Source organism: Nocardioides sp. P4_G10, assembly GCF_056401175.1.
In genome coordinates this window covers 1-18,338 of record NZ_JBFUJV010000007.1, presented here as the reverse complement: position 1 = coordinate 18,338, position 18,338 = coordinate 1, and the positions used below count along the sequence as shown (strand labels likewise).

Genomic DNA, 18,338 nt, shown 5'->3' with positions numbered 1-18,338 from the left:
GGGCCGGAAACGCCCGTAGGAGCAGGGTTTCCGCGCACAGAGCGTGCGTGCACGCCCGGCGTGTTCCACATCGTGGGCCGTCATCACCGCTATTCTCGACTAAGTTACTAGAGTAAGGCTTCATCGACCGCAGCCCGACCTCCCGAGACCCGAGGTACGCATGCCCACCACTGTGACCGGCGCCGACCTGCGCCGCCTGATCGACGACGACCTCGAGCTGGCCGTGCTCGACCTGCGCTCCCCGCTCGAGCGCACGACCGGCCACCTCGCCCGCAGCGCCGGGATCCCCCTGCACGAGCTCGAGCAGCGCATCCGCGTGCTGGTGCCGCGCCTCGACACCCCGATCGTGCTGGCGTCGGGTCGCTCGCTCGACGAGCAGGGGGCCCGGATCCTCGAGCAGCTCGGCTACACCGTCGTCGGCATCCTCGAGGCCGGGATCGACTCGTGGACCGAGGCCGGCGGCCGCGTCTACACCGGCACCAACGTCCGCAGCAAGACCCTCGGCGAGTGGATCGAGCACACCTTCGGCACCGCCACCATCGACTCCGCCACCGTCGACGGCTGGCGCGCCGAGGGCAGGGACGTCGTCGTCCTGGACAGCCGACCGCACGCGGAGTACGTCCACCACCACATACCCGGTGGGCTGGACACCGGCGGCGGCGCCGAGCTCGCCTACCGAGGACTGCCTGCCGTCCCCGGTCCTGACACCACGATCGTGGTCAACTGCGCCGGCCGCACCCGCGGCATCGTGGGCGCCCAGTCGCTCATCAACACCGGCATCACCAACCCGGTCTACTCGCTCCACAACGGCACCCCGGCGTGGACGTGGGCCGGACTCGAGCTGGACAAGGGCGTCGACACCACTGGTGCCGGTGGCTGGTCCGGCCATGGGGTCGAGGGAGATGGCGAGCTGCTCGCCGCGCCGACCGAGGTCAGCGACGGCCTGCGCAAGTGGGCGCAGCAGACCCTCGAGTCCGCCGGGGTCGAGCTGGTCGACGGCCCTCGGCTCGGCGAGCTCGTCGGCGACGCCGCGCACACGACGTACGTCATCGACGTGCGCACGCCGGAGGAGCACGCCGCGGGTCACGTCCCCGGCAGCCGGCACGTCCAGGGCGGGCAGCTGGTGCAGGGCACCGACGAGGCCCTCGCCGTGCACCACGCGCGCGTCGTCCTGGTCGACACCGAGGACCTGGTCCGCAGCGCCAGCACCGTCCAGTGGCTGCGATACCTGCACGACGGACCGGTGCTCGTGCACGTCCACGACGGCAGTGCCGCAACAGTCCCGGTCGCCACCGTCGACCTGCCCGCTGTGCCGCTCGCGACCAGCGCCGACCTCGCCGGCGCGGGCGCCGTGCTCGACCTCCGCAGCTCCTCGTCGTACGCCGCGGGCCACCTGCCCGGCTCGGTGCACGCCCGTCGCGAGCACCTCCCGGCGCTGGTCCCGACCCTCACCGGACCTGTCGTCCTCGTGGGCGACACCCACTACCGGCCGCACTTCGCCGCGGCCGACGTGCAGGGACTCGGCGACGTACGGGTCCTCGACGGCGGCATCGAGGCGTGGGACGGCGAGCGCACCACTGCCGACCCGCAGCACGCCGGGGACGTCGTCGACCAGACCGGTCCGCCGCCCTTCGGTCCGGAGCGAGACGCGTGGTACCGCGAGTACTTCGAGTGGGAGTACTCGCTGGTGCCTTCCTCCGAGGGCGATGACGACTTCGCGTTCGAGCGCTTCCTCGACCAGGCACCGGAGCCGGCGCGATGACCGCCCTCCAGGAGAGCCCGGTCACCGGCCCGGACACGCTGCTCAAGACCGTCACCCGCCACTACGACCCCAAGCGGCCCAGCACCGGCGGCGGTCGTCGCCAGGGGCACGGGGTCCAGCTGGCGCTGCGCATGATTGCGCCGGTCGGGCTCCTCGTGCTCTGGCAGCTCAGCAGCAGCCGGGGCTGGGTCGACCCCACCACCCTGCCGGGGCCCACGACGATCCTCGACGCCTACCGCGAGCTCTGGGCCGCCGGCGACCTGCAGGCCGCCCTGCCGATCTCACTGCAGCGCGCGGGCGTCGGACTGCTGATCGGCGGCGGGGCCGGTCTCGTGCTCGGCGTCATCGCCGGCCTGTCGGTCACCGCCGAGCGGGTCTACGACGCGCCCCTGCAGATGATCCGCACCATCCCGTTCATCGCCCTCGTGCCGCTGTTCGTGGTGTGGTTCGGCATCGGGGAGACCTCGAAGGTCTCGCTGATCATCGGTGCCTCGATCTTCCCCGTCTACCTCAACACCTACCACTCGATCCGCGGCATCGACCGCAAGCTTCTGGAGGTCGGGCGGACCTTCGACATGAGCCGCTGGGAGACCATCCGGCTCGTGGTCGTGCCCCTCGCCATGCCCGGCATCCTCGTCGGCTGGCGCTACGCGGCCGGTACGGCGCTGCTCGCGCTCGTCGCGGCCGAGCAGATCAACTCCCAGGCCGGCATCGGCTACATCCTCAACACCGCCAACCAGTTCCAGCGCACCGACATCATCCTCGCCGGCATCCTCGTCTACGCAGTCCTCGGGCTGCTGGTCGACGGCGTGATGCGAGGTCTCGAGCGCGTCCTGCTCCCGTGGAGGGCCACCCATGACGGCAACTGACCTGCAGCACGACGACTCGGTCCTGGAGGACCGCACCGACCACACCGGCGAGCCGGTGGTGGAGCTGCGCAACCTCTCCAAGAGCTACGGCGAGCAGGTGATCCTCGACGGGATCGACCTGACCATCGAGCGCGGCGAGTTCGTCGCACTGCTCGGACCGTCGGGCACCGGCAAGACCACGCTCCTGCGCATCCTGGGCCACCTGGAGGACGCCACCTCCGGCGAGGCGACCATCGCCCAGCGCACCTCCGTGGTGTTCCAGGAGCCACGGCTGATCCAGGCCCAGCGGGTCTGGCGCAACGTGGTCCTCGCAGACGGTGGCGGCGCCGCCAGCAAGAGGCGTGCCTTCGCCGCGCTCGACGAGGTCGGGCTGCAGCAGAAGGCGACCGCGTGGCCGAAGGTCCTCTCGGGGGGCGAGGCACAGCGGGTCGGACTGGCGCGCGCGCTCTACCGCTCCCCCGACCTGCTGCTCCTCGACGAGCCCTTCGGCGCGCTCGACGCCTTCACCCGCCGCAAGGCCCAGGACCTGGTCCTGACCCTCTGGCAGGAGCACCAGCCCGGCGTCCTGCTCGTCACCCACGACGTGGAGGAGTCCCTCCTCCTCGCCGACCGGGTGATCGTCCTCGGGGGCGGTCACATCCGGGCGGACATCCGGATGGACGTCCAGCGCCCTCGGGACACGACCTCGGTCGCGTTCAACGAGATCAAGCGTGAGGTGCTGGCCCAGCTGGGCCACGTCTCGCCCCACCTCAGCGTGGACAACCCCCTTCACCGCGACCACGGAAAGAGCTACGGAACCACCTCATGAAGCGACTCCTCACTCCCCTCATCGCCCTCGCGCTGGCGGCTGCGACCGCCGGATGCGCCGCCTTCGGCACCGACGACGGCTCATCGGCCGACGGCACCACCAAGCTCACGATCTCCTACCAGGACACAGCGTTCCCGGCCCTGATCGAGGCCTCGGGCGTGCTCGACGACGCCGACTTCGACGTCGAGTGGGTCAACCTCACCGGCCCGGCGGCCAACCTCCAGGCGCTCTACTCCGGTGCTATCGACCTCGGCCACATGGGCGACACCTCGCTCACCATCGAGCAGGCCAACTCCAAGACCGAGTGGACGGCCGACAACGCGCCCCTCGAGATCGTGGCTGGCTGGCGCAGTCCCCACAGCGAGGAGTTCGCCCCCCTGGTCACCGCCGTCCGCACCTCGGCCGGCATCGACGACGTCAAGCAGACCGAGGGCCACACCTGGGGCTTCAACTTCGGCGGCTACAACCACGCGCAGTACCTCGTCTCCCTCGTCCAAGCGGGCCTGACCGAGGACGACATCAAGCCGACGCAGTTCGCCGACGGCGCCACCTCCGCCGCGGCCTTCAACAGCGGTGAGGTCGACGTCTACTCCGGCGCCCAGGGCGCGATCCTGTCCTCGCTCACCTCGGGCGACGCCAAGATCCTGCTGACCGACGAGCAGACCGAGATCCCTGCCCTCAACGTCTGGACCGCCACCCGCGACGTGCTCGAGGACGACGCCAAGGACGCCGCGCTGGAGGACTTCTTCACCCGGATGTCGGGCTACTGGAAGTGGCACGACGACAACGCCGACGAGGTCAAGGACATCCTCAAGAAGCAGCTCAAGGTCGACGACGCACGCGCCGACTTCGAGTACGAGGTGCGCCGGGGCGTCTTCCAGGCGTTCGACGACTCACTCCTGGCCAAGGAGCAGGCCGTCGCGCAGAGCCTGTTCGACGGTGGCGGGATCCCCAAGCTGCCGGACGTCAGCGTGGAGTTCGACCCGCGCTACAACGACGGCCAGCAGGCCGTGGCCGACGCGGCCGCGGGCCGGTGACGACGACAGCCCTCCCGACCGCCACGGCCTTCCTCGACGACCTCACGCAGGTCGTCGAGGAGGTCCGGGCGGGCGCGACCGGGCGCGACCGGGACCGCGGCTACGCCCGTGACGAGATCGAGCGGCTGCGCGAGATCGGGTTCTGGAAGATCACCGTCCCCCTCGAGCACGGCGGTCTCGGGCTCGACCAGGAGACCGTCGTCCAGGCGATCCTGCTGCTGGCCTCGGCCGACGGCAGCCTGGGCCAGGTCCCGCAGAACCACTTCATGTCCGTCGAGCGCATCCGGCTCGGCACCAGCGGCGCGCAGCGCGAGCACTGGCTGCGCCGCATCGGCGCGGGCGCGTTCCTCGGCAACGCCTCCGCGGAACCGGGCGAGCGCCCGCCGGGTGAGTCCGAGTCGTCCCTCAGCGGCGGGCCCGGCGCCTGGCGCCTGACCGGGCGCAAGGTCTACAGCACCGGGGCCCTGCTCGCCGACCACGTCGCCGTCCAGGTGCGCGGGCCGCGGGGCGAGCAGCGCACTGCGGTGGTCGCGGCCGACGCACCGGGCGTCACCATCCACGACGACTGGCAGAGCCTGGGGCAGCGCACCACCGCCTCCGGCGTCTCCGAGTACGACGACGTGCGGGTCGACGACCTCGCCGTCATCGAGCACACCGATGACCCGGTGGCGACCTACCGCATCTCGGCGCTGGGCCAGCTCGTGCACGCCGCCATCGACGCCGGCATCGCTGAGGGGGCCCTGGCCGAGACCGTCGGGCTCGCCCGGCGGGTGCACGGCGGGCGGGGCAGCGGAGCACGGGAGTTCGCCGACGACGTGCTCGGCGTGGCCCTCGTCGGCGAGCTGAGGCTCGCCACACTCGGCTCGCGCCGCTTGGTCGAGTCCGCCGCCCGACGCCTGGCCGCCCTCGACGAGACGTCGGCGCTGGACGAGGTGGCCGACGTGTTCTACGAGGTGGCCGCGGCCAAGCTGGCCAGCACCCGGGCCGCGCTCGAGGTCACCTCCGCCCTCTTCGAGGTCGGGGGCTCCAGCTCGACCCGGCCCGAGCTCGGCTACGACCGCTACTGGCGCGACGCCCGCACCCACACCCTCCACGACGCCGCCCGCTGGAAGCCGTTCTCGCTCGGCCGCTGGCTGGTGCACGGCGACCTCGCCGATCCATGGAGCATCGCCCACCCGTTCCGCTCGCTCGACGAGCTGACGACCCTCCCGGAGAGGCACGTGTCATGACCGACGGACGCCGGCAGCTGCACCTCAACGTCAACGTCAACAGCTCGGGTCGCCACCCCGCCTCCTGGCGGGTCCAGCCGGACCCGCTCGGCTTCCTCGACCTCGGCTACTTCGAGGAGATCGGCCGGCTCGCCGAGCGCGGCCGGCTCGACGCCGTCTTCTTCTCCGACGGCTTCGACTACGGCCAGCCGAAGGTCTCCCGGCCGTGGCAGTCGCTCGACCCGTTCATCCCGCTCACCGCCGTCGCCCGGGTCACCGAGCACGTCGGGCTGGTGGCGACGCAGTCGTCGAGCTTCCAGCACCCCTACAACATCGCCCGCTCCACCGCCTCGCTCGACCTGGTCTCCGGCGGCCGCGCCGCCTGGAACGTCGTCGCGACCCGCAACCCGGTCGCGGCGCGCCTCTTCGGCCTCGCCGACCTGCCCGACCACGACGACCGCTACGGCCGGGCCGAGGAGGCCGTGCAGGTCGTCCTGGCGCTCTGGGAGTCGTGGGAACGCGAGGCACTCGTTGCCGACCAGGCCAGCGGTGTCTTCGCCGACACCAACCGGATCCACCCGGTCGACTTCACGGGCACGCACCTCGAGGTCCACGGCGCCCTCAGCGTGCCCCGCTCGCCCCAGGGCCGGCCGGTGCTGCTCCAGGCCGGCGGGTCGCCGCAGGGCACCGCCCTGGCCGCGGCGTACGCCGATGCGGTCTTCTCGGTCAGTCACACGCTCGGCAGCGCCCAGGACTTCTACCGCGACGTGAAGGCTCAGGCCGCGGCCGCCGGGCGCAACCCCGACCACGTCGTCATCCTGCCGGGGCTCTTCCCGGTACTGGGGGGCACTGAGGCCGAGGCCCGCGAGCGCAAGGCGTGGCTCGACGAGGTGGCCGGCTTCGACGAGGAGCTGACCGCACTGAGCACCACGCTGGGCATCGACCAGGAGGACCTGCACCTCGACCAGTCCCCGCCCTGGGACCGCATCGAGAAGGCGTCCGGCGGCCTGAGCCGGGGGTTCGCCTCGGCCATCCTCGACCTCGCCCGCCGCGACGGCCTCACCGTGCGCGAGCTGCTCGACAAGAACCCCAACGGTCACCGCAGCATCGTCGGCACGCCCGAGCAGGTCGCCGACTCGATCGAGGAGTGGTTCACCGGCCGGGGCGCCGACGGGTTCAACCTCAACGTCGACGTCTTCCCCGACGGCCTGACCGCCATCGTCGACCACCTGGTGCCCGAGCTCCAGCGACGAGGACTGTTCCGCACCGACTACGAGGCCACCACGCTCCGCGGCAACCTCGGCATCCCCGAGCCCGCGGGCACCGTGGAGGTGGCGGTCTGATGGACCTGCACCTGACGGGCAAGCGAGCGATCGTCACCGGCGGCGCGGGCGGGATCGGGCTGCCGATCGCGCACGCGCTCGCTGCGGAGGGCGTCGACCTGGTGCTGGCCGGACGCACCGCCGAGACCCTGGAGAAGGCCGCCGCCGAGGTCGCCGAGCGCACCGGCAGGTCGGCGTACGCCGTCGTCGCGGACGTGCGCGACGACGGTGCCGTGCGGGCGCTGGTCGCACGGACCGTCGAGCTGCTCGGTGGTGTCGACATCCTGGTCAACTCCGCCTCCGACCAGAGCGTCGGCCGGCACATGCCGGACCTGGCCACGACGAGCGATGACGTCTTCTGGGACGACGTGGACACCAAGCTGGTCGGCTACCTCCGCTCCGCGCGGGCGGTCGCGCCCCACCTCGTCGCCCAGGGCTGGGGCCGGATCGTCAACCTCGGCGGCACCGGGGGCCGCGAGACCCGGTCGATCGTCCGGACCATCCGCAACGCCGGAGTCACCGGCCTCACGGCCAACCTGGCCGAGGAGCTGGGCCCGCACGGCGTCAACGTGACGGTCGTCCACCCCGGTCCCACCCGCACCGGTCCCGACGGTTTCCAGACCGCGGACACCCGGATCGGACGGATCGTGGAGGCGTCCGAGGTCGCCGACGTGGTGGCGTTCCTGGCCTCGCCGCGCAGCGTGGCGATCAACGGCGACGGCGTGACCGTCGGCGGAGGGACGCCGGGTGTCGTCCACTACTGAGCTCACGACCGAGCCGTTCCGGCACCTCTTCGACGACCTGGCGGCGGGCGAGCTCGAGCGGGAGCGCACCGGACGCGCGCCCCACGTCGAGGTGCGCCTGCTCGCGAGGTCCGGCTACGGCGCGCTGCGGCTCGACGGCGCGTCGCTGGTGGACCTCGTCGAGGCCACCATCGAGCTCGCGACCGCCGACGCCAACGTCGCCCACCTGCTGCGCAACCACTTCCTGTTCGTCGAGGCCGCGCTCCTCGACCCCGACGCGCACCGACGCTGGCTCGACGAGGTCGCGGAGGGGCTGCTCTTCGGCATGGGCTTCGGCGAGAGCGACATGCCGCGGGCCGGAGCCGAGGACTTCGGCACCACCCTGACGCCGGCAGCCGACGGGGACGGGTTCGTCCTGGAGGGGGTCAAGTACTACTCGACGGGCAACCTCTACTGCGACCGGATCTGCGTGAAGGCCGCGACCCCGCGCGGCGTGCGGACCGCCGTCGTGCCGACCGATCGCGCCGGGGTCGAACGCCACGACGACTGGGACGGGTTCGGCCAGCGGTTCACCGCGTCGGGCACCACGACGTTCACCGGCGTCCGCGTCGAGGCGGACGAGGTGCTGCCCGTCCCGGCGGGTCGCCCCTCGCCCCTCGCGCAGGTCTACCTGACCGCGGTCCTCGCCGGCATCGCCGCCGCCTGCGCGCGCGACGCAGTGGCCCTGGTCCACGGCCGCACCCGCAACTACTTCCACGGCCTGCACGTCGAGCCTCGCCGCGACCCGGTGCTGCAGACCACCGTCGGTCGGCTCTCCGCCGACGCGTACGCCGCCCGCGCGATCGTGCTGGAGGCGGCCCGCTCGCTCGGGACCGGCCGGGCCCCGCTCGACGCGGCGCGCGCGAAGGTGGTCGTCGACGAGCTCGTCACCCGCTCGACCTCGGGCCTGCTGGACGCGGGCTCCGCCTCGGCGGTGCGCTCCGGCCTCGCCCTCGACCGGCACTGGCGCAACGCCCGCACGGTCATCGCCCACAACCCGGGTTCCTACAAGCTTCGCGTGCTCGGCGACCACGCCCTCAACGGCACCCCCGCACCGGAAGGGTCGTTCTTCTGATGACCACACGCTCGCGCCTGCCGCTCATCGTCAACATGCAGCCCTCGGGCGTGCACGCCGGGGCGTGGCTGCTCCCCGACGCCGACCCGCGGGCGTTCATCAGCCTCGACTACCACCGCGAGCTCGCCGAGCTGGCCGAGCGCGGGCGCCTCGACGCGGTCTTCTTCGCCGACTTCGCGGCGCTCCAGCCCGAGACCGGCCGCCAGCCCCGCTGGACGTTCGACCCTGTCGTCACCCTCTCCGCGCTGGCGGCGGCCACGCAGCACATCGGGCTGGTGGCGAGCATCAGCACCACCCTCTCCGAGCCCTACGCCGTCGCCCGCACCACCGCCTCGCTGGACCACGTCAGCGGGGGTCGCGCCGGCTGGAACGTCGTGACGAGCTTCGACCCCAACTCTGCGCGCAACCACGGCCTGACCGACCTGCCGGACAAGGACGCGCGCTACCGCCGGGCCGAGGAGTTCGTCGACGTGGTCGGCGCGCTGTGGGGCTCCTGGAAGGACGGGTCGCTGGCCTTCGACCGCGCCACCCGCACGTTCGTCGACCTGGACCAGGTCCACGCCATCGACCACTCCGGCGAGTTCTTCTCCGTCGCCGGACCTCTCCAGGTGCCGGCGCCGCCGCAGGGCCGACCGGTCGTCTTCCAGGCCGGGGGCTCCGACGCCGGGCGCGACCTGGCCGCCCGCACCGCGGACGCGGTGTTCGCCGCACAGCTGACGGTGGCCTCGGCTCGCGACTACCGCGACGACCTGCGGTTGCGGGCGGAGAAGGCTGGTCGCGACCCCGACGAGGTGAAGCTCTTCCCGGGTGTCACCGTCACCGTGGGCCGGAGCCGCGACGAGGCGCTGGCCAGGCGCGCCGAGCTCAACGACCTCGTCGGCTCGCCGGACGCCCGGCTGGCCGGCCTCGCCCACTTCATCGGCGTGGACCCCGCGATCCTCGATCTCGACGAGCCCTTGCCCGACTCGGTCCGCACCACCCCCTCGACGGGTGGCGCCGAGGGGTTCCGGCAGTCGGTGCTCGCCTTCTTCGACGAGCCGGGCCGCACGATCGGCGACTTCCTGCGGGAGGGATCGCTCGGCCACCGGACCCTCGTCGGGGACCCCGTCTCCGTCGCGGACGACCTCGAGCAATGGCTCGACGAGGGAGCCGCGGACGGCTTCGTGCTGATGTTCGAGGCGCAGCCGCGCGGACTGCGCGACTTCGTCGACCTGGTCGTCCCCGAGCTCCAGCGCCGCGGCCTGACCCGCACAGCGTACGCCCCGGGCGAGACCCTGCGCTCCCGCCTGGTCGGCTGAGCCCCGGCCGACCGCCAGCACCGATCCCGCCACCCCATCCCGTTCCCCGGAAGGACACCCCATGACCCGTCACCTCGGTCCCCTCGAGGTCGGACCTGTCGGCCTCGGCTGCATGAGCCTCGTGCAGCCCGAGCACGAGGCGGCCGCGCGCGACGTCATCGCCGCTGCGCTCGAGGAGGGCGTCACGCTGCTCGACACCGCCGACGTCTACGGCGGAGGCACCAGCGAGACCCTCGTCGGCAAGGTGGTCGCGCCGATCCGCGAGGACGTCGTGCTCGCCACCAAGTTCGGCTACGCCGTCGACGGATCGGGGACCGTGGACGGCAGCCCGGCCTACGCGCGCGCCGCCATCGAGGCGTCGCTGCGCCGGCTGGGCACGGACCACGTCGACCTCTGGTACCTCCACCGCACCGACCCGCGGTTCCCGATCGAGGAGGTCGTCGGGACGATGGCCGAGCTCGTGGCCGAGGGCAAGGTCCTCTACCTCGGCCTGTCCGAGGCAGCGCCCGACACCATCCGCCGGGCCCACGCCGTGCACCCGATCGCCGCGATCCAGACCGAGTGGTCGGTCTTCAGCCGCGACATCGAGGACCACACCGTGCCGGTCGCCCGCGAGCTCGGCATCGGCCTCGTCCCCTACTCGCCGCTCGGCCGCGGGCTGCTCACCGGTGCCATCCGCACGCTCGACGACGTCCCCGCGCGGCTCCAGGGGCGCGAACGCTTCACCGAGCAGGCGCTGGACCACAACCTGGCGCTGGCCGCCGAGGTCCGCGCGGTCGCCGGCGAGCTCGGCGTCGAGCCCGGCCAGGTCGCGCTCGCCTGGGTCCTCGCCCAGGGCGACGACGTCGTGCCGATCCCCGGCACCAAGCAGGTGAGCCGCGTGCGCAGCAACACCCGCGCGATCGACGTACGCCTCTCCGACGGGCAGCGCACCCGGCTCGACGCCCTGGCCGACCAGGTGCGGGGCCACCGCTCGCCACGTCCCGAGCTGCTCCGCGTCGAGACCCCGGTGGCGTCGTGACCAGACGGATCCGGCTCAACGCGTTCGCCATGAACACCGTGAGCCACCAGTCCCCCGGCATGTGGCGCCACCCCGAGGACCGCTCGGCGCGCTACACCGACCTCGACCACTGGACCGACCTGGCCCGGCTGCTCGAGCGCGGGCTCTTCGACGGGGTCTTCCTCGCCGACGTGCTGGGCCACTACGACCTCTATGGAGGCTCGGCGGCCGCGTCCCTCCGCTCCGGCGCGCAGGCGCCCGTCAACGACCCGCTGCTGCTGGTGCCGGCAATGGCGCACGTGACCACGCACCTGGGCTTCGGGGTCACGGCCAACACGTCCGCCGAGCACCCGTTCCCGTTCGCCCGCCGGATGTCGACGCTCGACCACCTCACAGACGGCCGGGTCGGCTGGAACATCGTCACCGGCTACCTCGAGTCCGCAGCGCGCAACATGGGCGGCGAGCCGCTCGACCACGACCTGCGCTACGACCACGCCGACGAGTACGTGGAGGTCGCCCGCAAGCTGTGGGAGGACTCGTGGGAGGACGACGCGGTCGTGCGGGACACCGCCACGGGCGTGTTCACCGACCCCGAGCGGGTGCACCCCGTCGGCCACCACGGACGCTGGTTCGACGTACCCGGCCACCACCTCTCCGAGCCGTCGCCGCAGCGCACCCCCGTGATCTACCAGGCCGGGTCCTCGCCACGCGGCCTCGCTTTCGCCGCCCGGCACGCCGAGGCGATCTTCGTCGGCGCGTCCGGTCCGGCCTCCCTGGCCGCGACGGTCGCACGAGCCCGGGCGGCGCTGGCCGACGCCGGGCGTGATCCCCGCTCGGTCCGGATCTACACCAAGCTCACGATCATCACCGACACCACCTCCGAGGCCGCGCACGCCAAGCACGCCGACTACCTGCAGTACGCCGACGTCGAGGGAGCCCTCGCGCTCGTGTCGGGCTGGATGGGGGAAGACCTCTCGACCCACGACCTCGACACCCCGCTCGGYGAGATCACGTCCAACGCCATCCACACCTATGCCGCTGCCTACTCCGGGTTGCGCGACGACGGCCGGCCGTGGACCGTGCGCGACCTGGGCCGGATGGCCGCGATCGGCGGGCTCGGGCTGCTCAGCGTCGGGTCCGGCACGGAGGTCGCCGACGAGCTCCAGGCGCTGGTCGAGGAGACCGACGTGAACGGGTTCAACCTCACCTACGTCGTCACGCCCGGCAGCTTCGCCGACGTGATCGAGCACGTGGTGCCCGAGCTGCAGGCGCGCGGCGCCTACCCGACGGCGTACGAGCCCGGGACGCTGCGAGACAAGCTGCTCGGTCCCGGTTCCCGACCCCCGACTCTCGAACCCAGCGAGGACCGGACCCTCAGCGCCTGACCAGGACCTCGACGACGTACCCGGCCGGCGCCCGTGTGGGTGCCGGTCTGGACCGGAAGGACGACGCTCCGCCTGCGGCAGGCACATACCCAAGCGGGGCCTTGACGCCACCGGAGCGCGGGTGGAGGTTCGATCCATCCCCGGGGAGCCGCGCCCGGGCGCAGCACGGTCCCTGAGGGACGGGCTCCCACCCCGCCTTGGAGGGTGCCGTGAACCGCAGAGACCGTCGTCCAGTCGTCATCGCAGCAGCCCTGGCCCTCGTGGCCCCGGCCGCCGTCGCAGCCCTCGCCGTGGGTACGCCCGCCGCGTCGGCCCACAAGGGCGGCGGACACCATCCGTCGCCCGACTCCACCCCGGGCAAGGCGGTCTTCTTCGCCTCGGACGGCATGCGTCAGGACTTGGTCGAGAAGTACGCCGACCAGGGCGTGATGCCGACGATGCGGAAGTTCCTCAAGAACGGTGTCAAGGCGCGCGGTGACGGCATGCTCACCCAGGCGCCGCCGAACACCGGCGCGGGCTGGTACACGATGGCGACCGGAGCGTGGCCGGGCGTGACCGGCTCGACCAACAACACGTTCCACAAGAACGGTGACCCGTTCGGCACCACCCGCACCGCAGCGTTCGACCCCGGCGTGCTGCAGGCGGAGTCTATCGCGCAAGCGGCCGAGCGCGGTGGCCTGAAGGTCGCCCAGATGGAGTGGGCCGGCGGGCGCAACGCCTCGATCCAGGGGCCGACGATCGACTTCCAGACCTTCTCCTCCGGTCGGGGCGTGACCACGAACTTCATCGGCCAGAAGGGCGACGTGCTCTTCGACGACGCGCCGTTCATCGCCTCGTTCGGGCTGCAGTTCGACCACCCGGCCGGGTATGCCGGACGCGAGCCGTTCCCGGCCGCCGCCCCCACCCCGGCCACGGGCTGGAGCGGAGTGCCGAGGTCGTACAGCCCGGCGCAGGAGATGCGGATGCGGGTGCTCGACGGGACGGTCGACAAGTACGGCCTGAACGCCTACATCTACGACAGCCGCAACGACGGCCGCGCGAAGTACGACCGGGTGCTGTTCTCGCCCACGAAGAACGGCGCGGACGCCGTCGGCGACCTGAAGCAGGGCCAGTGGGCCGACGTGAAGGTGAAGATCGTCGGCGGCGCGCTGGCCGGCAAGACCGCCGGCATGCTGGTGAAGGTCGAGACCCTCTCCCCCGACCTGTCCCGCGTCCGGCTGTTCCACACCTCGGTGACCCGCGCGATCGCGAGCTGGCCGACGTGGCCGGGCGAGCCGGGCTACACCGAGTTCGACGAGTACCTCGCCGCCGAGTTCCCGACCTCCACCGCGGCCGACTTCGCGATCCTCGAGGCGGGCGTCACCAGCGAGGAGACCTACGTCCAGCAGGGCCTCTACTGGTCCACCGGCCACTGGCCGATGCTGGAGTACATCGCCGAGACCTATGAGCCCGACCTGCTCATGGTCGGCATGCCGACCACCGACGAGTTCCAGCACCAGTTCCTGGGCCTGGTCAGCAAGCGCCTGCCCAACGGTGCAGCCAACCCGGCGTACGACGACGTGGACCTCGACGGCGTCAAGGACGGACGCGTGAAGCAACGCTCCGCGTTCATCCGCGAGGCCTACCAGGAGTCCGACCAGACGCTGCGCCTGGCGCGCTCGCTGGTCGGCAAGGACCCGACCACGTTCGTCGGCTCCGACCACGGCTTCGCGCCGCAGTTCCTCGCGATCGACGCCAGCCTGCCGCTGGTCGAGATGGGCCTGCTGTCGCGACCGCAGACCTCGAACTGCCGCACGGCCACCGGCGAGACGATCGGCAAGGCCAAGGCCTGCTGGGCCGGCGGCGCGCTGCAGGTCTACCTCAACCTCGCCGGGCGCGACCCGGCCGGAGGTGGCCTCCAGCAGGTCGCAGCGGCCGACGAGGCGTCGACCGTGGCGGCGATCAAGGCGAAGTACCTCGCCCTGACCGACCCCAACGACTGGACGCACGACGGCAACCCTGAGGGGTGGAAGGTCATCGACCGCGCCTTCACCAAGGCGGAGTCTCGCTACATCCCCAACGGTCCGGGCAGCACCGCCGACATGGCGCACCCGACCCGCACCGGTGACCTGGTGGTCTTCTCCTACCCGCCCTACCAGTTCGACGCGGAGACGCCCGGCACGCTCGTGGCGCCCTCGCACTTCTTCGGGCAGCACGGCTACGTCCCCGACGTGCAGGACCTGGCGGCCAACGTCAACATGCGCGCGACGTTCCTCGCCGGTGGCGAGGGCATCGGCCACGGCAAGGTCGACGCCCGATCGATCGACCTCGCCCCGACGCTGGCGTTCCTGCTCGGGATCCCCGAGCCGCAGCAGAGCCAGGGCAAGGTCCTGCTCGACGTGTCCGACGGCGGGAAGAAGTACACGCCCGTGTCGATCGTGGGCCTGAACGACTTCCACGGCCAGCTCGACCCGACCACGCGGGCGTACGACGCCGGCATCAACGCCCGGGTGGGCGGCGCGGCCTTCCTCGCGACGATGTTCGACGAGGACCTCGCCGCGCTGCCGGGAGAGGGCCTGATCCTGGCCGGCGGCGACAACGTGGGCGCCTCTCCCCCGAGCTCGGCGCTGCTCGAGGACACCCCGGCGATCGACGTGGAGAACGCCTGGGGCCTCGACGCCACGTCGTACGGCAACCACGAGTTCGACTACGGCGTCGCCCGGCTGCTGGAGCAGCAGGCGCGGGCCGACTTCCCGTTCCTGGCGACCAACATCGTCGACGCGGACACCGGAGAGGCACCGGACTGGGTCACGCCGTCGGTGGTGTTCCAGGTCAACGGCGTGAAGGTCGGCGTCATCGGTGCAGGGCTCAAGGAGACCCCGGAGCTCGTCGCGGCCGGCGCCACGGAGGGACTGGAGTTCCTCGACGAGGCGCCCCGCATCAAGGCCGAGTCCGAGCGGCTGCGCCGGCAGGGCGTCAAGGTCCAGGTCGTCGTCATCCACCAGGGCACCGCGCTGGGCAGCAACCCCGTCGGCAACACGCCGGGGGCCGCGTGGGAGGGTCCGATCCTCGACATCGCCGACTCGCTTCAGGACACGACCGTCGACGCGATGGTGGTCGGGCACACCCACCGGGTGTCGAACCTGATGCGCGGCGACATCCTCGTCACCGAGGGCGTCAACGCCGGCGCGTCGTACTCCGTGCTCCAGCTGATGGTGCGCCACGGCGACGTGGCGTGGGCCGGAGGGGCGACCCGGGTCGCCAAGACGCTCGGCGTCGCGGGACGTCCCGACGTCCAGGCGATCGTCGACGACGCCAACGCGCAGACCGCGGTCCTGCGCAACCAGGTGATCGGCACGCAGGCCAACGACATCCTGCGCGACCCGACCCGGCTGCACGAGTCCGAGATGGGCAACATGGTGGCCGACGCGATGCTGGGTAAGTACCCCGGCATCGACGCGGCCTACACCAACTCCGGCGGGCTGCGGCAGGACATCGTCTGCTCGCCGCCCAGTGCGGGTGAGGCGCCGTGCGAGATCACGTGGGGCGAGATGTTCGCGGTGCTGCCGTTCGGCAACCGCACCACCCTCCTCACCGTCACGGGTGCACAGCTGCGGCAGGCGTTCCTCAACGGGTTCTCGCCGGTGTGCAACACGTCGATCGCCACCGGGCGCTTCCCGCAGGTCTCCGGTCTGCGTGCGACCTTCCACTGCGAGGGCACCACTCCGATCGTCGACGGGATGTGGAGGACACCCGACGGCATCGGGGGGACGCAGACGCCGATCGCCGACGGCGACTCGGTGCGGCTGGTGATCAACGACTTCATGTTCACCGGCGGTGACGGCTACACGGTCTTCGCGGGCGGAACCGACGTCCAGCAGCCCGGCGACGACCTGATGCAGATCGCCACCGACTACGTGACGGCCAACAGCCCGGTCGACCCGCAGGTCGAGGGGAGGCTCACGCAGAACTGACCCGTGCAGCCTCGTCAGCGTGAGTCGGCGAGCAGATGGCCGGTCCACCCCGGAATCAGCGGGGCTGATCGCTCGGCGTCGCCCCGTCGAAGAGTCCGACCTCCCTGAGGACGCGCAGCGCGTTGAGGGAGGCGGAGGTGAGCGGGGCAGCCAGGATGGCGCCCATCAATCCGAAGAGCAGCGTGCCTGCGGTGGTGGCGACGAGGACCACCAGCGGGTGCAGTCGCAGTGAGCGCCCGAACGCGAAGGGCTCGAAGAAGTTCTGGATGGTGGTGTTGGCCAGCAGCACGATCGCCAGCATCGCCAGGGCGATGGGAAGCCCCTGCGCTCCGAGTGCGACCACGACCGCGAAGGAGCCGGCGAGAACGGCACCGAAGTAGGGCACGTAGGAGGCGATGAAGGTGACCAGGGCGATCGCCCCCGCTGACGGTACGCCGAGGGCGACGGCCCCGATGCCGACCACGGCGGCGTTCATCACGCCGATCTCCGTCAGCCCGAGGGCGTAGCCCCGGAACGCCCGGACGGTGCCGTCCAGGAGCTCGCTCGACACACGCGGCGGCAGACCCGCGTGATGTGTGCTCCAGGTCGTGATCGGGTGCCAGTCCTTGAGCAGGAACAGCAGGACGAACACGCTGAGCACGACCCCGACGAGCAGAGCGGTCGCGGAGAACAGCGCCGAGCCCAGCGCGCCGGCGAGGAGGGCGCGCAACGCCGATGCCAGCACCGTCGCGAGATGCTCGCCGCGATCGGCGCCCGGATCCAGCTGGTCGCCGGCCGCGTCGAGACCTGCGGTCACCTCGAGCCAGATGTCGTAGCCCTGGTCGACGAGCACCCGGAGGACCACCACGAAGACGACCACGACGATCGACAGCCCGACCAGCAGGAGCAGAGCCGCTCCCAGCCAGCGCGGCACGCGCCAGCGCTCGAGCCGGTCGACCGCCGGCACCAGGATCGCGGCGAGAACCGCGGCGACAACCAACGGGATCATCAGCGAGGCCACCCCTGCGAGCAGCAAGAGGGCGATCCCGACGAGCACGGCGATCCCGACCACGAGCCATGCGCCCGTGCCGAGGGTCCGGAGCCAGGACGGGAGCCTCAGGTGCACGAACTCCCGAGTGGCCGCCGTCGCCGCGCGACGTGCAGCGTGAACCGTGTCCTCGGCGCCCTCCTCGGTCACCGTCTCCGCCGTCCGAAGAGGCGGCCGAGCCGATCACCCATCGATCGTGCCGGCTTGATCTCGACCAGGTTGGATCCGTCGGGCGGCGGAAGGTTCGCGGCCTGCTCTGCGGACAGCGTCGTCCGGACGTGGCTCGTGTAGATCGAGTGGACCTGGTCGGCGTCCACGAAACCTGTCCCCGTTGCCGTCAGGACCACGATGCCGTCGAACACCGAGACCTTCTCGTCGACCAGCACCCTCTGGACCGTGGCGAACTGGGACCCGTCTCTCGTCTGCACGGGCGTACCTGGCTGGAGCGCGGAGTAGGCGATGGGGTCATCAGGCGCGTCGGGCACCTCGCCACCATAGGGGCGAACCGCCATGTTCCGCGCGCGACGTCTTCGGTCGTTCGTGGTTTCGCCTACGCCGTCCGCACCGGTCCCCCGCGACGGGTGACCCTCCGCACGGTCCTGGCTGCCACGATCGGCGAGGTGACCACCTCGGAACGAAGCAAGGAGCAGTCATGACGGAGAACCAGGGCCCGGACGGACCCGATGCCGACATCGTCACCGGCGTGACGGATGGCGCCTACGCCCTCGTCGTCGCCGACTACGCGGACACCGAGTCAGCATGGAGTGCCTATGAAGACCTGAAGTCGGTCGAGGACGGTCGCACTGTCGCCA

At 71.8% G+C, this 18,338-nt stretch carries 14 protein-coding genes; 12 read left to right on the top strand and 2 right to left on the bottom strand.

Going from position 1 to position 18,338, the window contains the following annotated elements:
- Positions 1-160 precede the first annotated feature (160 nt).
- The 12 genes from AC1DP1_RS09915 to AC1DP1_RS09860 all read left to right on the top strand — a co-directional run bounded on the left by AC1DP1_RS09915 (position 161) and on the right by AC1DP1_RS09860 (position 16,499).
- Positions 161-1,762, top strand: a complete 1,602-nt coding sequence (locus tag AC1DP1_RS09915) for a rhodanese-like domain-containing protein (protein ID WP_477506723.1) — start codon at positions 161-163, stop codon at positions 1,760-1,762.
- Positions 1,759-2,631: an ABC transporter permease gene (locus AC1DP1_RS09910; protein ID WP_477506722.1), complete on the top strand. Its 873-nt coding sequence runs from the start codon at positions 1,759-1,761 to the stop codon at positions 2,629-2,631. The genes AC1DP1_RS09915 and AC1DP1_RS09910 overlap by 4 nt, the downstream gene beginning before the upstream one ends.
- Positions 2,618-3,439 (top strand): ABC transporter ATP-binding protein, encoded by an 822-nt coding sequence (locus tag AC1DP1_RS09905; protein WP_477506721.1) that lies wholly within the window; start codon positions 2,618-2,620, stop codon positions 3,437-3,439. The genes AC1DP1_RS09910 and AC1DP1_RS09905 overlap by 14 nt, the downstream gene beginning before the upstream one ends.
- The gene (locus tag AC1DP1_RS09900; RefSeq protein ID WP_477506720.1) at positions 3,436-4,476 is read left to right on the top strand and encodes an ABC transporter substrate-binding protein; all 1,041 of its coding nucleotides are present in this window, start codon (positions 3,436-3,438) and stop codon (positions 4,474-4,476) included. Before AC1DP1_RS09905 ends, AC1DP1_RS09900 begins: the two co-directional genes overlap by 4 nt.
- Positions 4,473-5,705: an acyl-CoA dehydrogenase family protein gene (locus AC1DP1_RS09895; protein WP_477506719.1), complete on the top strand. Its 1,233-nt coding sequence runs from the start codon at positions 4,473-4,475 to the stop codon at positions 5,703-5,705. Before AC1DP1_RS09900 ends, AC1DP1_RS09895 begins: the two co-directional genes overlap by 4 nt.
- Positions 5,702-7,027, top strand: coding sequence for an NtaA/DmoA family FMN-dependent monooxygenase (locus AC1DP1_RS09890; RefSeq protein WP_477506718.1), 1,326 nt, complete (start codon positions 5,702-5,704; stop codon positions 7,025-7,027). Before AC1DP1_RS09895 ends, AC1DP1_RS09890 begins: the two co-directional genes overlap by 4 nt.
- Positions 7,027-7,770, top strand: a complete 744-nt coding sequence (locus AC1DP1_RS09885) for an SDR family NAD(P)-dependent oxidoreductase (RefSeq protein WP_477506717.1) — start codon at positions 7,027-7,029, stop codon at positions 7,768-7,770. Before AC1DP1_RS09890 ends, AC1DP1_RS09885 begins: the two co-directional genes overlap by 1 nt.
- A complete protein-coding gene (locus AC1DP1_RS09880) occupies positions 7,754-8,863 on the top strand; it encodes an acyl-CoA dehydrogenase family protein (RefSeq protein WP_477506716.1) in 1,110 nt (369 codons plus the stop codon). Before AC1DP1_RS09885 ends, AC1DP1_RS09880 begins: the two co-directional genes overlap by 17 nt.
- Positions 8,863-10,161, top strand: coding sequence for an LLM class flavin-dependent oxidoreductase (locus tag AC1DP1_RS09875; protein ID WP_477506715.1), 1,299 nt, complete (start codon positions 8,863-8,865; stop codon positions 10,159-10,161). Before AC1DP1_RS09880 ends, AC1DP1_RS09875 begins: the two co-directional genes overlap by 1 nt.
- A 61-nt stretch (positions 10,162-10,222) precedes the next feature.
- Entirely contained in the window at positions 10,223-11,182 is a 960-nt protein-coding gene (locus AC1DP1_RS09870; RefSeq protein ID WP_477506714.1) for an aldo/keto reductase, read from the top strand.
- Positions 11,179-12,546: an LLM class flavin-dependent oxidoreductase gene (locus tag AC1DP1_RS09865; protein WP_477506713.1), complete on the top strand. Its 1,368-nt coding sequence runs from the start codon at positions 11,179-11,181 to the stop codon at positions 12,544-12,546. Before AC1DP1_RS09870 ends, AC1DP1_RS09865 begins: the two co-directional genes overlap by 4 nt.
- 209 nt (positions 12,547-12,755) lie before the next feature.
- On the top strand, positions 12,756-16,499 hold the full coding sequence (locus AC1DP1_RS09860; RefSeq protein WP_477506712.1) for a 5'-nucleotidase C-terminal domain-containing protein: 3,744 nt from the start codon (positions 12,756-12,758) through the stop codon (positions 16,497-16,499).
- Between the two features lie 55 nt (positions 16,500-16,554).
- On the opposite strand, the gene AC1DP1_RS09855 is transcribed toward AC1DP1_RS09860, so the two are convergent.
- Both AC1DP1_RS09855 and AC1DP1_RS09850 read right to left on the bottom strand, forming a co-directional pair.
- On the bottom strand, positions 16,555-17,676 hold the full coding sequence (locus AC1DP1_RS09855; protein ID WP_457192331.1) for an AI-2E family transporter: 1,122 nt from the start codon (positions 17,674-17,676) through the stop codon (positions 16,555-16,557).
- On the bottom strand, positions 17,673-18,011 hold the full coding sequence (locus AC1DP1_RS09850) for a hypothetical protein (protein ID WP_477506711.1): 339 nt from the start codon (positions 18,009-18,011) through the stop codon (positions 17,673-17,675). Before AC1DP1_RS09850 ends, AC1DP1_RS09855 begins: the two co-directional genes overlap by 4 nt.
- Positions 18,012-18,338: the final 327 nt, after the last annotated feature.

Excerpts from the sequence above, each read along its gene's own strand:
- AC1DP1_RS09875 (WP_477506715.1), top strand. The coding sequence starts at position 8,863 with ATGACCACACGCTCGCGCCTGCCGCTCATCGTCAACATGCAGCCCTCG.
- AC1DP1_RS09905 (WP_477506721.1), top strand. The coding sequence starts at position 2,618 with ATGACGGCAACTGACCTGCAGCACGACGACTCGGTCCTGGAGGACCGC.
- AC1DP1_RS09915 (WP_477506723.1), top strand. The coding sequence starts at position 161 with ATGCCCACCACTGTGACCGGCGCCGACCTGCGCCGCCTGATCGACGAC.
- AC1DP1_RS09870 (WP_477506714.1), top strand. The coding sequence starts at position 10,223 with ATGACCCGTCACCTCGGTCCCCTCGAGGTCGGACCTGTCGGCCTCGGC.
- AC1DP1_RS09885 (WP_477506717.1), top strand. The coding sequence starts at position 7,027 with ATGGACCTGCACCTGACGGGCAAGCGAGCGATCGTCACCGGCGGCGCG.
- AC1DP1_RS09890 (WP_477506718.1), top strand. The coding sequence starts at position 5,702 with ATGACCGACGGACGCCGGCAGCTGCACCTCAACGTCAACGTCAACAGC.
- AC1DP1_RS09900 (WP_477506720.1), top strand. The coding sequence starts at position 3,436 with ATGAAGCGACTCCTCACTCCCCTCATCGCCCTCGCGCTGGCGGCTGCG.
- AC1DP1_RS09910 (WP_477506722.1), top strand. The coding sequence starts at position 1,759 with ATGACCGCCCTCCAGGAGAGCCCGGTCACCGGCCCGGACACGCTGCTC.